The sequence below is a fragment of the Streptococcus oralis subsp. tigurinus genome, assembly GCF_002093545.1.
GTDB classification, from domain to species: domain Bacteria; phylum Bacillota; class Bacilli; order Lactobacillales; family Streptococcaceae; genus Streptococcus; species Streptococcus oralis_C.
In genome coordinates this window covers 37,642-53,368 of sequence record NZ_LNVF01000008.1, presented here as the reverse complement: position 1 = coordinate 53,368, position 15,727 = coordinate 37,642, and the positions used below count along the sequence as shown (strand labels likewise).

Below are 15,727 nucleotides of genomic sequence, written 5' to 3'. Positions count from 1 at the left end.
CATCAGTCAAAGGAGAATGATGCATGTTCGAATATTTTTGGATTGGAATGAAAATGATGTGGGAAAGTCCTGTCTTTAGTTTTGCCTTTTACTTATTAACCTCTATTCTTTTACTAATCTTTTGGCGACGTTTTATAATTGTCCGTCGTAGTGGTGGTAATTTTTTTGCCCCATTTCACATTGCCAATGGGAGACTTTATATTCACATTGCTTTCGTATTTGTGAAGCGAATCATTCCGCTGAATAACATCAAAAGGATTGAAGTCAAATATATTCGAAGTGTCAAATTGAATGGGGCAAGGTATCATGTGTTTATTGAACAGAAAAACAGAAAGACTCTATCATTTTTCTGTGGCAAATCAAAACAGAATGATCTCCTTGTGAAGAATCTAAAGAATGGAACTAAAAACTACCATATTAGAATTGTAATAGATGGATAAGTGTTTAGTTTAAGAAAGGAATGATCATGGATAAGCTACAAGAAGTCAGAGAAAATGAACAGTTAAGGACCTTACTGATGACTGAATGTGATATTTATTTTTATGACAAGATAAGTGAAGTTCAGTTTTCAGGGAACAATGAGGAATACTCTCTTGCCTGTAAGGTATTTGCTCAAGACGGTAGTGGAGGAGAATATGTTTTTCTCGAAGATAACAGCATAGGCTTTATCGGAAGTGAGGGCCAAGTTGGGAGAGTAGCAGAAAGTCTGGATGACTTACTGACATTCCTACTTCACGCAGGTTGTATTTCAGATTTTAGCTGTCAGTATCTTTATCAGAATACAGACTTATTGAAAGCATTTTGTAGGGGATATGTGTCTAAAATACGAGAAAGCTATCAGGTTAAGCAGGAAAATTGGGATCTGGTACGAGGAAATATGGCTCAAAAACTATCACTTGATTTCAATCCTAAAAAACTAGAAGAAGTATCCATGACATTTTATCAAGCGGCGACAAGGAAGCCTGTCTTTTCCTGTAAGTATATAGACGGTGAAGAAGAATATACCTGTGATTCAGTTTTGTCGGACATTGTGGGCTTGTGGACGACAGAACTTGTAGGAATGAGTAGAGAAGAAATCGAAAGCTATAAAACTTGATAATGTATGATGCTTGTAAGATGATCATTCAACTTTAATGGTATCTTTTCAATGTGAAAGGAAATTGGTCAGTAGGTTGAAAGATTTATCGTAAGAAACCGAAGAATGCTTGACATAAGAGAGGATAGATAATGAGTCAGTTAAGAGAAAAGTCTTTAGTTAGGCTCAAAGAAGACATAACAAGTAGTTTTCCATTTGACAAGGATCTTCCTATGATATTCTTGGGAGGAATTGCCAATATGGCTGGACACTGAAACTTCATAGGAAAATCGGGGGAAGTGTTATTTTGGATATCATATTTCACATTTTAGAGAACTAAGTGAAGATGAGGTATAGGACTTTCGCAGTAGGAAAAATAGATGAGGAGTTGACAATGAATAATCAGATTGACTTGGTACTTCCAAACCTATACGCAGAATTCTTGAGTAAAATCGACAAAGCAGGAGAGTTTGTAATAGAGAATACAGGTATCACCTTATACTCAAGGCTAGATTTGCTAGAGAGAAACTCCACCTACCAAATAGAAGAGTGGGAACCTGATTTTTTCCTGATTGGGCAAGATGGGGATGTTGCTTTTTTTATAAAGAAAGACTCTGACGACACTATTTATATGAATGATTTGGGGGCATTAGGTTCACTGGAAATGAAACCCATATCTTCGAATATTTTCGAGTTTGTGCAACAAGCAAGTGAACATTCTGATGATATCTTCTAATCATTGCAAGCGTTGTTATTTTATCGTATGTGCGTGTAGAAGACATTTTTATGAAAACATTTGAACATTTTGATTAATGTTAATAATTTTTAGTAAATGATAATGATTTGGAGAGTGAACAATGAATTTTGATGAGAGTTTACAGCAATACACTTATGAGCATGAGGGAGTGACCTTTGTTTGGGACGAGGAGCCTGATTGTGACTTTATAGATAAAGTTGAACTGTTATCAAAAAATTATCAGGAAAATCTCAATAGAATTATCAACTTCATGCTGGCTGATCTTAAGGAAATGTATGGAGAAGTCAGCGAGGAAGATGTGAAGAACAAGCTGGGGAAACCTATCATTGACTACAATCAAGGAACAGTTAGTTATTGTGAGCAAACCTTCGATGACTGGCACCTATTTGAGTTTGAATTTTTGGATGATCAATTTGAAACATTGAAATGTTTTTCTGTTAATGGGTAAAGGAGAGATTTATGGAATTCCCCCAATGCCTTGATTTTCTTTGTAGAAAACGTATACAAGAAAGGCTTTTCAAAATGCGTTCTTTATGTTATAATATTCACAAATAAAAGTTTTAGGAGTTTTTTATGGTCTCTTCAGAATTTATCTCAAAGATTGAATTTGCTTGCAAGAAGAAAGAAAGTCTTTATAGCCAAAGCAAGTTTAAGTATGCGATTCGTTCCATGTTTGCAGGTGCCTTTTTAACATTTAGTACAGCTGCAGGTGCAGTCGGGGCTGACTTGATTAATAAGATCGCACCAGGCAGTGGACGCTTCCTCTTCCCATTCGTTTTTGCTTGGGGATTGGCCTACATTGTTTTCTTGAATGCTGAGCTAGTAACTTCAAATATGATGTTTTTGACAGCTGGCAGTTTTTTGAAGAAAATTTCTTGGAGAAAAACAGCTGAGATTTTACTATACTGTACCTTGTTCAATCTCATCGGAGCTTTTATAGCAGGTTGGGGCTTTGCCCACTCAGCAGCCTATGCAAATCTAACACATGATAGCTTCATTTCAGGGGTTGTAGAGATGAAGTTAGGTCGTTCCAATGAGTTAGTCTTACTTGAAGGTATTTTAGCCAATATCTTTGTAAACATTGCCATTCTTTCATTCGTTTTGGTGAAAGACGGTGGCGCCAAACTTTGGCTTGTCTTATCAGCGATTTACATGTTTGTATTCTTAACAAACGAACACATTGCTGCGAACTTTGCTTCTTTCGCGATTGTTAAGTTCAGTGTTGCAGCTGATTCTATTGCTAACTTTGACATACCTAATATTCTTCGACACTGGGGTGTAACCTTTGTCGGGAACTTTATCGGAGGAGGTCTCTTGATGGGCTTACCATACGCCTTCCTCAATAAAAACGAAGATACTTATGTCGATTAAAGAAATGAGCACGAGTTAATCGTGCTTTTTTGTTTGAGATGTAAGACTAGTCATAGTTGTTCCTTATATCAAAATATAGAAAAACGGTATTGGAAAAGACTGGTACAAGATGATACAATATCCGTAATGAAGCTATTTGGAGGTCGTCTTATGACTCGTGATTTTAAATTTGAAACTCTACAATTACATGCTGGGCAAGTGGTTGATCCAGCAACTAAGTCTCGTGCAGTACCGATTTATCAAACAACATCCTTCGTTTTTGATGACACGCAGGAAGGTGCAGATCTGTTTGCCTTGAGAAAACCAGGCAATATCTATACTCGTATCACCAATCCTACAACAGCAGCCTTTGAGGAAAGAATCGCTGCTCTTGAAGGTGGTGTTGGAGCACTAGCGACAGCATCAGGTATGGCTGCTGTAACCTACACTATTTTGGCGCTTGCTCACGCAGGTGACCATGTGGTGGCTGCGTCAACTATTTACGGTGGGACCTTCAACCTCTTGAAGGAAACCCTTCCTCGTTATGGGATCACAACTACCTTTGTGGATGTGGATAATTTGGAAGAGGTGGAAGCGGCTATCAGTGACAATACCAAGCTTGTCTTGATTGAAACCTTGGGGAATCCCTTGATTAATATTCCTGACTTGGAAAAATTGGCTGAGATTGCGCATAAACACAAGATTCCTCTCGTTTCAGACAACACTTTTGCCACACCATATTTGATTAACGTCTTCTCTCACGGTGTAGATATTGCCATTCATTCAGCAACTAAGTTTATCGGTGGGCATGGTACGACTATTGGTGGAGTGATTGTCGATAGTGGTCGTTTTGACTGGGAGGCTTCAGGGAAGTTCCCTCAATTTGTTGAGGAAGACCCAAGTTACCACAACTTGAGCTATACTCGTGATGTGGGTGCAGCAGCCTTTATTATCGCTGTTCGTGTTCAATTGCTTCGTGATACAGGTGCTGCCTTGTCACCATTTAATGCCTTTCTCTTGCTCCAAGGGCTTGAAACTCTCTCTCTTCGTGTCGAACGCCATGTGCAAAATGCAGAGAAAATTGTTGATTTCCTTGTTAACCATCCTAAGGTAGAAAAAGTAAACTATCCAAAACTAGCGGACAGTCCTTACCATGCCTTGGCTGAGAAATATTTGCCAAAAGGTGTTGGTTCAATCTTTACCTTCCATGTTAAAGGTGGAGAGGCAGAGGCTCGCAAGGTGATTGATAATTTGGAAATCTTCTCTGACCTTGCAAACGTAGCAGATGCCAAATCGCTTGTTGTCCATCCAGCGACAACCACTCACGGTCAGTTGTCAGAAAAAGATCTAGAAGCAGCAGGTGTCACACCAAACCAAATCCGCTTGTCTATCGGTCTTGAAAATGTAGAGGATTTGATTGAAGATTTGCGTTTGGCCTTGGAAAAAGTATAAAGCAAACAGATAAACAGTGGGTTTCGACTCACTGTTTTTGATTTTCCTTTAAGCATGATATAATGGTTACAGAAGTCTAGAAAGAGGAATATATGAACGAAATCAAATGTCCCAACTGTGGGGAAGTCTTTACAGTAAATGAGAGTCAGTATGCCGAACTTTTATCCCAAGTGAGAACAGCTGAGTTTGATAAGGAATTACACGATCGCATGAGGCAGGAGCTGGCCTTGGCTGAACAAAAGGCCATGAATGAGCAACAGACTAAACTGGCTCAGAAGGATCAAGAAATTGCGCAATTGCAGAGTCAAATCCAAAACTTTGATACAGAGAAAGAGTTAGCTAAGAAAGAAGTTGAACAGACAAGTCATGAGGCCTTATTAGCAAAGGACAAGGAAGTGCAGGCCTTGGAAAGCCAATTGGCCACCTTGCGTTTTAAGCATGAAAATCAACTGCAAAAGGCTCTTTCTGACTTAGAAAAAGAACGGGATCAGGTCAAAAATCAGCTCCTCTTGCAAGAAAAGGAAAATGAGCTGTCTTTGGCTTCTGTTAAGCAGAATTACGAAGCCCAGCTTAAGGCTGCTAGTGAACAAGTTGAATTTTACAAGAATTTTAAAGCCCAACAATCTACAAAAGCTATCGGGGAAAGTTTGGAACAGTATGCAGAGAGTGAGTTTAACAAGGTTCGTAGTTTTGCCTTTCCAAATGCCTACTTTGAGAAGGATAACAAGGTCTCTGCGCGTGGTTCTAAGGGGGACTTTATCTTCCGTGATTTTGATGAAAATGGTCTAGAATTCATTTCCATCATGTTTGAGATGAAAAATGAAGCGGATGGGACGGAGAAGAAGCATAAGAATGCAGATTTTTACAAGGAATTGGACAAGGACCGTCATGAAAAGAACTGTGAGTATGCCGTTTTGGTGACCATGTTAGAAGCAGATAACGACTACTTTAACACAGGGATTGTTGACGTCAGCCACGAGTATGAAAAGATGTATGTGGTCCGTCCTCAGTTCTTCATCCAGTTGATTGGTCTCCTGCGTAATGCGGCTCTTAATTCTCTCAAATACAAGCAAGAGTTGGCCTTGGTTCGGGAGCAGAATATCGATATTACGCATTTTGAAGAAGACTTGGATGCCTTCAAAGTAGCTTTTGCCAAAAACTACAACTCTGCTTCAACCAACTTTGGAAAAGCTATCGATGAAATCGATAAGGCCATCAAACGGATGGAGGAAGTCAAAAAGTTCCTAACCACATCTGAAAACCAACTCCGCCTCGCTAACAACAAATTGGAAGATGTTTCGGTTAAAAAATTGACTCGTAAAAATCCAACTATGAAAGCGAAGTTTGAAGCGCTGAAGGGGGAGTAGAAAGCAACACATGAACGGTATTATCAACTTAAGAAAAGAAGCAGGGATGACCTCGCATGATGCGGTTTTTAAACTGCGTAAGATTTTGGGAACCAAGAAGATTGGTCATGGTGGGACCTTGGATCCGGATGTAGTGGGTGTTTTGCCCATTGCGGTTGGCAAGGCGACTCGTATGGTCGAATTTATGCAGGATGAGGGCAAGGTCTACGAGGGGGAAATCACTCTCGGCTATTCAACAACGACCGAAGATGCCAGTGGTGAAGTGGTCGCAGAGACACCCGTTTTATCACCCTTGGATGAAACCATTGTCGATGAAGCGATTGCCAGTCTCACTGGGCCTATTACTCAGATTCCGCCTATGTTTTCGGCAGTCAAGGTCAATGGTCGCAAGCTCTATGAGTATGCGCGTGCTGGTCAGGAGGTGGAGCGTCCTCAACGTCAGGTAACTATTTATAGCTTTGAACGGACAAGTCCGATTTCTTATGAGGATCACCTCGCACGATTCACTTTTCGTGTAAAATGCAGTAAGGGAACCTATATCCGTACCTTGTCAGTTGACTTGGGAGAGAAACTGGGTTATGCGGCTCATATGTCCCATTTAACACGGACTAGTGCAGCAGGTTTACAGTTAGAAGATGCTCTTACCTTGGACGAAATTGCTGAAAAAGTGGAGGCTGGTCAACTGGACTTTCTCCATCCTCTAGAGATTGGAACGGGGGATCTTGTCAAAGTTTTTCTAAGTCCAGAAGAGGCTACAGAAGTGCGCTTTGGCCGTTTTATCGAGTTAGACCAAACAGACCAAGAATTGGCTGCCTTTGAAGGTGATAAATTGCTTGCCATTTTAGAAAAAAGAGGCAATCTCTACAAACCAAGGAAGGTTTTTAGCTAGTCTAACTGGGGTGTAGGGAATGTTGTTTCCCCTAGACTATCCAAATCAGACTATAAATTTTGCTAAAAATATGATAGAATAGACGACGGATAAAAAAACGGAGGATAGCATGCAAAATAGACCAATCATTATCGGAGTGACAGGTGGTTCTGGTGGTGGTAAAACCAGTGTTTCGAGGGCCATTTTATCGCATTTTCCTGATGAAAAGATTTCCATGATTGAGCATGATTCATACTACAAGGATCAGTCTCACTTGACCTTTGAAGAGCGTGTCAAAACTAACTACGACCATCCATTTGCCTTTGATACAGACTTGATGATCGAGCAGATTAAGGAATTGTTGGCAGGACGTCCGGTGGATATTCCAACTTATGACTATACAGAGCATACACGGAGTAGCAAGACCTATCGTCAGGAGCCTCAGGATGTTTTTATCGTTGAGGGGATTCTGGTCTTGGAGGACAAGCGTCTGCGCGATTTGATGGATATCAAGATTTTTGTGGATACAGATGATGATGTGCGCATTATTCGTCGTATCAAGCGTGATATGGAGGAGCGTGGCCGTAGTCTAGACAGCGTTATTGAGCAGTATTTGGGCGTGGTCAAACCCATGTACCACCAGTTTATCGAGCCGACCAAGCGTTATGCCGATATCGTCATTCCTGAAGGAGTCAGCAATACCGTTGCTATCGACCTTTTGACCACCAAGATTGCAAAGATTTTGGAAGAAGCACGAAACAGCAAATAATCAGATGAGGAGGCCTAGCCTCCTTTTTCTATTTTTCCTTTAGTTTCGGTAGGAAAAAGGTGATTTTTAAGCATGTTTTTGGTATAATAATACCCATGGAAAAGCAAGAAAATGAATAGTAGGTGGAGATGGAAAAGTATTTATCGGTAACAACTTTGACCAAGTATCTGAAAATGAAATTCGATAAAGACCCTTACTTGGAACGGGTCTATTTAACTGGTCAAGTTTCCAACTTTCGTAAACGACCTACTCACCAATATTTCTCCCTAAAAGACGACCATGCAGTCATTCAAGCGACCATCTGGTCTGGGATTTATCAAAAATTAGGTTTCGACCTCGAAGAGGGAATGAAGATTAATGTGATTGGGCGTGTTCAGATCTATGAACCAAGCGGTAGCTACTCTATCATCATTGAAAAAGCTGAGCCTGATGGGGTTGGGGCGCTAGCGATTCAGTTTGAACAACTCAAGAAGAAACTGACAGAAGAAGGTCTGTTTCAAGAGAGATTCAAGCAACCTCTTCCCCAATTTTCTAAGAGAATTGGTGTAGTAACCAGTCGTAGTGGCGCCGTTATTCGAGATATTATCACAACCGTCAGCAGACGTTTCCCTGGTGTTGACATCCTTCTCTATCCGACTAAGGTACAAGGTGATGGAGCTGCGGAGGAAATTGCTCGAAATATTGCGCGTGCCAATCAACGTGAGGACCTAGATGTTCTCATCATTGGTCGTGGTGGGGGTTCCATCGAGGATCTCTGGGCTTTTAACGAAGAGATCGTGGTACGGGCTATTTTTGAATCCCGTTTACCCATCATCTCTAGTGTTGGTCATGAGACGGATGTGACCTTGGCGGATTTTGTGGCAGATAGACGGGCTGCGACGCCAACGGCTGCAGCAGAACTGGCAACACCTGTAACTAAGTTGGATCTCTTGACCCATTTGCAAAATCAGGAAAAACGGATGGCGACAGCTGTACAAAATGTCTTGTCAAAGAAAAGAGAAACTTTGAAAAAATGCAGTCAGTCTGTTATCTTTAGACAGCCAGAGCGCTTGTATGACGGCTATTTGCAAAGGTTGGACCAACTGCAACTGCGCTTAAAACAAAGTTTGCGAACACGGATTTCTGATAGCAAACAGCTAGTCCAAGCAAGGACGCATCAACTAGTCCAATTATCACCTGTTACCAAAATCCAGCGTTATCAAGACCGTCTAGGTCAGTTGGACAAGCTCCTACGTAGCCAAATGGCTCTGGTTTATGATGCCAAGGTCGCTGAAGTGAAGCGACTTTCAGAAGCCCTGCTGATGCTGGATACCAGTCGAATCGTGGCGCGTGGCTATGCTATTGTCAAAAAAGAAGAGTCCGTAGTAGATTCGGTTGAGAAGTTAAAGAAAAAAGACCAAGTAACGCTTTTGATGCGAGATGGTCAGGTAGAATTAGAGGTTAAAGATGTCAAAACAAAAGAAATTTGAGGAAAATCTAGCAGAGCTGGAGACCATTGTCCAAAGTTTGGAAAATGGTGAAATTGCTCTGGAAGATGCGATTGCGGCCTTTCAAAAGGGCATGGTCTTATCAAAAGAACTCCAAGCGACGCTAGACAAGGCTGAAAAGACCTTGGTCAAGGTCATGCAAGAAGACGGAACAGAAAGTGATTTTGAATGAAGAAGCAAGAAAAATTAGCTCTTGTGGAGTCTGCTTTGGAAGACTTTTATGGAGACCAGCAGTTTGCTTCTAGTTTGCGAGAGTCCGTTCTCTATTCCATTCATGCTGGTGGCAAGCGTATTCGACCTTTTCTCTTGCTAGAAGTTCTGGAAGCCTTGCATGTTGCTATTAGACCAGCACACGCGCAGGTGGCTGCGGCTTTGGAAATGATTCATACAGGAAGCTTGATTCATGATGATCTTCCTGCTATGGATGACGACGATTATCGTCGTGGACGCTTGACCAATCATAAGAAATTTGGCGAAGCGATGGCCATTTTGGCTGGAGATGCTTTGTTCCTAGATCCTTATGCCTTGATTGCGCAGGCAGATTTGCCAAGTCAGATCAAGGTGGACTTGATAGCCAACTTATCCCTTGCGTCAGGTAGTTTGGGCATGGTGGCAGGGCAGGTTCTGGACATGGAGGGTGAACGTCAGCACTTGTCCTTGGAAGAACTTCAGACCATTCATGCTAATAAAACAGGTAAGTTACTTGCCTATCCTTTCCAAGCAGCTGCTATCCTAGCAGAATTGGCACCTGAAATCCAAGCAAAATTGAAAACGGTTGGTGAATTGATTGGGCTGGCCTTTCAAGTTCGAGATGATGTGCTGGATGTGACAGCTAGTTTTGAGGAAATCGGGAAGACTCCACAAAAGGATTTGCAGGCAGAAAAGTCAACCTATCCAGCCTTGTTGGGTTTGGAGGAGGCGATTGCCTTTTGTAACCAAACCTTGGATCAAGCTAATGAAAAATTAGAAGAAATTTCCCAGCAAGTCAGCTTTGAAACAGAGGCGATTGTGAAAGTAGTAGAAAGTTTGAGAATCAATGGCTAAGGAAAGAGTGGATGTACTAGCTTATAAACAGGGCTTGTTTGAAACGCGCGAACAAGCCAAGCGTGGTGTCATGGCAGGTCTGGTTGTGGCTGTCCTCAATGGGGAGCGTTTTGACAAACCAGGAGAGAAAATCCCAGATGACACTGAGCTAAAACTCAAGGGTGAAAAACTCAAGTATGTCAGTCGAGGTGGTCTAAAACTGGAGAAGGCCTTGCAGGTCTTTGATTTGTCAGTTGAAGGAGCGACAACGATTGATATTGGAGCCTCTACTGGGGGCTTTACTGATGTCATGTTGCAAAATGGTGCTGAGTTGGTCTTTGCAGTTGATGTTGGTACCAATCAGTTGGCTTGGAAATTACGTCAAGACCTTCGGGTTATCAGTATGGAGCAGTTCAATTTCCGCTATGCTGAAAAGACTGATTTTGAGCAGGAACCAAGTTTTGCCAGTATTGATGTGAGTTTCATTTCCCTCAGTCTGATTTTGCCTGCCTTGCACCGTGTCTTGGTTGATCAAGGTCAGGTGGTAGCACTTGTCAAACCTCAGTTTGAAGCAGGTCGTGAGCAGATTGGAAAGAATGGAATCATTCGAGATGCCAAGGTTCATCAAACTGTCCTTGAATCTTTCACTGCTATGGCGGTTGAACAAGGTTTTTCAGTTCTTGGATTAGACTATTCACCTATCCAAGGTGGACATGGAAACATCGAATTTCTGGCATATTTGAAAAAGGAAGACGGAGCAAGTAACCAAGTTGCCCCTGAAATAGAAAAAGTTGTAGAGAGAGCGCATAGAGAATTTAAAGATGAATAAAAAAGAAAGACTTGAAAAAATTAGAAGATTTGTTACGGATTATCAAATCGGGACTCAGGAAGAAATCGTTGAGTACTTGAGGGAAGCAGGTATTTCTGCTACGCAAGCCACTGTCTCAAGGGACATCAAGGAGCTTGGTATTGTTAAAATTCCTTTGAAGAACAACACCTATATCTATGAGTTGCCAAAATCAATCGTCAAAAGTTTGCAGTTGGCTGAGGACAATATTGTGAGCTTTGAGTTAATGGGAAATATGATCAACCTTTCTGTCATTCCCGGAAATACTATTTTTGTGAAGAGTCAGTTGGTCGAAGCATTTCCTGAACAGATTTTTAGCTGTCTAGCTGATGATGATTCTATCTTAATTGTAGCTAGAACAGCAGAGGCAGCTGAAGAAATTGTTGAACAAGTCAAAAAATGGTAGGTCAGTATGTTACTTGAAATTTCAATAAAAAACTTTGCCATTATTGAGGCGATTTCGCTCAATTTTGAAAAGGGTATGACTGTTTTGACTGGGGAAACGGGTGCCGGAAAGTCTATCATTATCGACGCTATGAATCTCATGTTGGGGGCTCGTGCAACGACAGACGTTATTCGTCATGGTGCGCCAAAGGCGGAGATTGAGGGACTTTTTTCGATTGAAAACAGTCGCCTTTTACAGGAACTTTTTGATGAGCAAGGTTTGGAAATGGGTGATGAAATTATCATCCGGCGTGAAATTCTGCAAAATGGTCGTAGTGTTAGTCGCGTGAATGGCCAGATGGTCAATCTTTCTGTCTTGCGTGCTATTGGGCAACACCTTGTGGATATCCATGGTCAGCATGACCAAGAGGAGTTAATGCGTCCTCAACTTCACATCCAGATGTTGGATGAGTTTGGTGATGCAGCTTTCTTGGAGCTGAAGGAGACCTATCAGACGAGCTTTGATGCCTATCGCAAAATGCGTAAGCAGGTTCTAGAAGTTAAGAAAAACCAGCAGGAACACAAGTCTCGCATTGAGATGTTGGAATTTCAAATGGCAGAGATTGAGGCAGCAAACTTGCAGGCTGGTGAAGACTTAGCTCTCAACCAAGAACGTGATAAACTTCTCAACCATAAAAATATTGCAGATACCCTAACCAATGCCTATAGTATGTTGGACAATGAGGAATTCTCCAGTCTTGCTAATGTCCGTTCAGCCATGAATGACATGGAAAGTGTCGAAGAATATGACCCTGAATACCGTGAAATTTCAAGTTCTCTATCAGAAACCTACTATGTTTTAGAAGATATTACCAAGCGTTTAGAAGATATTATTGAGGACTTGGATTTTGATGGCAATCGCCTCATGCAGGTTGAAAATCGCCTAGATCTTCTGAATACGATTACCCGCAAGTATGGTGGAACTGTGGACGACGTTTTGCTTTATTTTGCCAAGATTACGGATGAGTACAATCTCTTGACGGGTAATAACCTTTCTTCTGAAGACATGGAAGCAGAGCTCAAGAAATTGGAAGTTAATCTTGTCGATTTGGCAGGGCAACTTGCATCAGCTCGTCATGATTTGGCCCAGCAGCTTGAGGCTGAGATTAAACAAGAACTTCAGGATCTCTATATGGAGAAAGCACAATTCCAGGTTCGCTTTAGCAAGGGCAAATTTAGTCGTGAGGGGAATGAAACGGTCGAGTTTTACATTTCTACTAACCCGGGTGAGGACTTTAAGCCTTTGGTTAAAGTTGCGTCCGGTGGGGAATTATCCCGCCTCATGCTAGCTATTAAATCCGCCTTTTCTCGTAAAGAAGGCAAGACTAGTATTGTCTTTGATGAGGTGGATACTGGAGTTTCAGGTCGTGTAGCCCAAGCCATTGCTCAGAAGATTCATAAGATTGGCCAACATGGTCAGGTTTTAGCTATTTCTCATCTTCCACAAGTGATTGCCATCGCGAATTATCAATTCTTTATTGAGAAGATTAGCGATGAGCACTCAACAGTTTCGACTGTTCGTCTCTTAACTTTAGAAGAGCGAGTAGAGGAAGTCGCTAAGATGTTGGCAGGAGAGAATGTAACCGAAGCTGCCCTTACCCAAGCGAGAGAATTATTGCAAACGAGGGAGAAATAAATGACAGACTATTATGTAATTGGAGATGTCCATGGAAAAGCGGGTATGCTGGAAGACCTTCTCAAAACATGGGATGGTCACACCCAGTTGCTTTTTCTAGGGGATTTGATTGACCGAGGTGAAGATAGTCGCCGTGTTCTAGAAATGGTCAAGGACTTGGTGGACAATCAAGGGGCTATCTGTCTATCAGGAAACCACGAGTATATGTTTTTGACTTGGTTGGACAATCCTGAAGAAAGCTATGACCACTATCGTCGCAATGGTGGTGATACAACCATTAACTCAATCCTAGGTCGTCCCTTGGATGCACCTGTGGATGCAGTTGAAGACGCTAAACGCGTCGAGACGGAAGCAACCGATTTAGTCGATTTTATTCGTCAAATGCCTTTTGTTGTTGAGACAGACAAGTATATCTTTGTTCATGCTGGTATTGATTTGACCTTGGATGATTGGCATGAAACCACAGATTACAAGAAAGTCTGGCTCAGAAAACCATTCCACGAAGCCGAAAATCATACTGGAAAAACCATTGTCTTTGGGCATACACCAGTTTATGGCTTACTGAAGCAAGACCGAGGTACAGCTGAGCTTTGGATAACAGATGATGGCAAGATTGGCATGGATGGAGGAGCTGTCTATGGTGGTGTCCTTCATGGAATCGTCTTTACAGACCAAGGAATGACAGAACACCACTTTATCGAAAATGATGGTTTTATTGCCGAAGATTAGTACTCCTAGCAGGGTATGGTCTTGTCAAAATGTTAAAAACAATTTATAATTAATAGATACCCTGAAAGGAAGAGCATCATGAACTTAGAAGATTTGAAAAAACGACAGGAGAAGATTCGGAACTTCTCTATTATCGCCCATATTGACCATGGGAAATCAACGCTAGCAGACCGCATTTTGGAAAAGACGGAGACCGTTTCTAGTCGTGAAATGCAGGCCCAGCTTTTGGATAGTATGGATCTTGAACGTGAACGTGGGATTACCATTAAACTTAATGCCATTGAGCTCAATTATACTGCAAAAGATGGAGAAACCTATATTTTCCACTTGATTGACACGCCAGGGCACGTGGACTTTACCTATGAAGTGTCGCGTTCGCTAGCTGCCTGTGAAGGAGCGATTTTGGTGGTTGATGCGGCCCAAGGGATTGAAGCTCAAACACTTGCCAACGTTTATCTAGCCTTGGACAATGATTTGGAAATCTTGCCCGTCATTAACAAGATTGACCTACCAGCTGCGGATCCAGAGCGTGTTCGTACAGAGATTGAGGATGTCATCGGACTGGATGCCAGCGAAGCAGTCTTAGCTTCAGCCAAAGCTGGTATTGGGATTGAAGAAATTCTCGAGCAGATCGTAGAGAAAGTTCCCGCACCAACTGGTGATGTTTCAGCTCCATTAAAGGCCTTGATTTTCGACTCAGTTTATGATGCCTATCGTGGGGTTATCCTTCAAGTGCGTGTCATGGACGGAGTGGTCAAACCTGGTGATAAGATTCAACTCATGAGCAATGGAAAGACTTTTGATGTGACGGAAGTTGGTATTTTCACGCCGAAAGCAGTCGGGCGCGATTTCCTAGCGACAGGTGACGTTGGTTATATTGCGGCTTCTATCAAGACAGTTCAAGACACTCGTGTGGGTGATACAGTTACCTTGGCAACCAATCCTGCGGCAGAGCCATTACATGGCTACAAGCAGATGAATCCTATGGTCTTTGCAGGACTTTACCCAATCGAGTCAAATAAATACAATGACCTTCGTGAAGCCCTAGAAAAATTGCAGCTCAACGATGCCAGTCTGCAGTTTGAACCAGAAACATCGCAGGCGCTGGGATTTGGTTTGCGTTGTGGATTCCTTGGACTTCTCCATATGGATGTTATCCAAGAGCGTTTGGAGCGTGAGTTCAATATTGACCTCATCATGACAGCTCCGTCTGTTATCTATAAGGTTAACCAAACTGACGGTGAGTCTATGGATGTCTCTAACCCATCAGAGTTTCCAGATCCAACCAAGATTGCGACCATTGAAGAACCGTATGTTAAGGCGCAAATCATGGTACCACAGGAGTTTGTTGGGGCAGTAATGGAATTGGCTCAACGCAAACGTGGGGACTTTGTGACTATGGACTATATTGATGACAATCGTGTCAATGTTATCTACCAAATCCCACTTGCTGAAATCGTCTTTGACTTCTTTGATAAGCTTAAGTCTTCGACGCGTGGTTATGCAAGCTTTGACTATGAATTGTCAGAGTACCGTCCATCTAAATTGGTCAAAATGGATATCCTTCTCAATGGTGATAAGGTGGACGCCCTCAGCTTTATCGTTCACAAGGATTTTACCTACGAACGTGGGAAACTCATCGTGGATAAGCTCAAGAAAATCATCCCTCGTCAACAATTTGAGGTTCCAATTCAAGCAGCAATTGGGCACAAGATTGTGGCCCGTACTGATATCAAGGCCCTTCGTAAGAACGTACTTGCCAAGTGTTACGGTGGTGACGTTTCTCGTAAACGCAAACTCCTTGAAAAACAAAAGGCAGGTAAGAAACGGATGAAAGCTATCGGATCAGTAGAAGTCCCACAAGAAGCTTTCCTTAGCGTCTTAAGCATGGATGAAGAATAGAAATAAAAAACAAAACTCTTG

18 protein-coding genes are annotated in these 15,727 nt (G+C 42.0%); all 18 read left to right on the top strand.

The genetic code is table 11. From position 1 onward, the window contains the following. The first annotated feature begins 23 nt into the window (after positions 1–23). The 18 genes from ATE34_RS08415 to lepA all read left to right on the top strand — a co-directional run bounded on the left by ATE34_RS08415 (position 24) and on the right by lepA (position 15,706). Positions 24–440: a hypothetical protein gene (locus ATE34_RS08415; RefSeq protein ID WP_084911635.1), complete on the top strand. Its 417-nt coding sequence runs from the start codon at positions 24–26 to the stop codon at positions 438–440. A gap of 26 nt (positions 441–466) precedes the next feature. Further along, the gene (locus ATE34_RS08410; RefSeq protein WP_084911633.1) at positions 467–1,096 is read left to right on the top strand and encodes a hypothetical protein; all 630 of its coding nucleotides are present in this window, start codon (positions 467–469) and stop codon (positions 1,094–1,096) included. Positions 1,097–1,227: 131 nt separating this feature from the next. Then, entirely contained in the window at positions 1,228–1,350 is a 123-nt protein-coding gene (locus ATE34_RS11305) for a hypothetical protein (protein WP_000080836.1), read from the top strand. Between the two features lie 119 nt (positions 1,351–1,469). Beyond that, positions 1,470–1,811, top strand: coding sequence for a hypothetical protein (locus tag ATE34_RS08405; protein ID WP_084911631.1), 342 nt, complete (start codon positions 1,470–1,472; stop codon positions 1,809–1,811). A gap of 121 nt (positions 1,812–1,932) precedes the next feature. Then, positions 1,933–2,280, top strand: a complete 348-nt coding sequence (locus tag ATE34_RS08400; RefSeq protein WP_009730255.1) for a hypothetical protein — start codon at positions 1,933–1,935, stop codon at positions 2,278–2,280. A 125-nt stretch (positions 2,281–2,405) separates the two neighbouring features. After that, a complete protein-coding gene (locus tag ATE34_RS08395; protein ID WP_061598292.1) occupies positions 2,406–3,203 on the top strand; it encodes a formate/nitrite transporter family protein in 798 nt (265 codons plus the stop codon). Positions 3,204–3,353: 150 nt separating this feature from the next. Next, positions 3,354–4,634, top strand: a complete 1,281-nt coding sequence (locus tag ATE34_RS08390; RefSeq protein ID WP_061598293.1) for an O-acetylhomoserine aminocarboxypropyltransferase/cysteine synthase family protein — start codon at positions 3,354–3,356, stop codon at positions 4,632–4,634. A 92-nt stretch (positions 4,635–4,726) separates the two neighbouring features. Then, entirely contained in the window at positions 4,727–6,001 is a 1,275-nt protein-coding gene (locus ATE34_RS08385) for a DUF2130 domain-containing protein (RefSeq protein ID WP_061598294.1), read from the top strand. 10 nt (positions 6,002–6,011) lie between these two features. Beyond that, a complete protein-coding gene (truB, locus tag ATE34_RS08380; protein ID WP_084911629.1) occupies positions 6,012–6,890 on the top strand; it encodes a tRNA pseudouridine(55) synthase TruB in 879 nt (292 codons plus the stop codon). Between the two features lie 109 nt (positions 6,891–6,999). Beyond that, positions 7,000–7,638, top strand: coding sequence for a uridine kinase (udk, locus tag ATE34_RS08375; RefSeq protein WP_009730252.1), 639 nt, complete (start codon positions 7,000–7,002; stop codon positions 7,636–7,638). 128 nt (positions 7,639–7,766) lie between these two features. Then, positions 7,767–9,107: an exodeoxyribonuclease VII large subunit gene (gene xseA / locus ATE34_RS08370; protein ID WP_084911626.1), complete on the top strand. Its 1,341-nt coding sequence runs from the start codon at positions 7,767–7,769 to the stop codon at positions 9,105–9,107. Further along, positions 9,085–9,297, top strand: coding sequence for an exodeoxyribonuclease VII small subunit (locus ATE34_RS08365; protein WP_000043226.1), 213 nt, complete (start codon positions 9,085–9,087; stop codon positions 9,295–9,297). The genes xseA and ATE34_RS08365 overlap by 23 nt, the downstream gene beginning before the upstream one ends. After that, the gene (locus ATE34_RS08360) at positions 9,294–10,169 is read left to right on the top strand and encodes a polyprenyl synthetase family protein (RefSeq protein ID WP_084911624.1); all 876 of its coding nucleotides are present in this window, start codon (positions 9,294–9,296) and stop codon (positions 10,167–10,169) included. Before ATE34_RS08365 ends, ATE34_RS08360 begins: the two co-directional genes overlap by 4 nt. After that, complete coding sequence (locus tag ATE34_RS08355; protein WP_084911623.1) at positions 10,162–10,977, top strand: TlyA family RNA methyltransferase; 816 nt, start codon at positions 10,162–10,164, stop codon at positions 10,975–10,977. The genes ATE34_RS08360 and ATE34_RS08355 overlap by 8 nt, the downstream gene beginning before the upstream one ends. Continuing rightward, the gene (locus ATE34_RS08350; RefSeq protein WP_084911621.1) at positions 10,970–11,401 is read left to right on the top strand and encodes an arginine repressor; all 432 of its coding nucleotides are present in this window, start codon (positions 10,970–10,972) and stop codon (positions 11,399–11,401) included. Before ATE34_RS08355 ends, ATE34_RS08350 begins: the two co-directional genes overlap by 8 nt. 6 nt (positions 11,402–11,407) lie before the next feature. Continuing rightward, complete coding sequence (gene recN / locus ATE34_RS08345) at positions 11,408–13,075, top strand: DNA repair protein RecN (RefSeq protein ID WP_084911619.1); 1,668 nt, start codon at positions 11,408–11,410, stop codon at positions 13,073–13,075. Continuing rightward, the gene (locus ATE34_RS08340; RefSeq protein WP_084911617.1) at positions 13,076–13,804 is read left to right on the top strand and encodes a metallophosphoesterase family protein; all 729 of its coding nucleotides are present in this window, start codon (positions 13,076–13,078) and stop codon (positions 13,802–13,804) included. It begins immediately after the preceding gene. A gap of 78 nt (positions 13,805–13,882) precedes the next feature. Further along, entirely contained in the window at positions 13,883–15,706 is a 1,824-nt protein-coding gene (lepA, locus tag ATE34_RS08335) for a translation elongation factor 4 (RefSeq protein ID WP_084911615.1), read from the top strand. Positions 15,707–15,727 lie beyond the last annotated feature (21 nt).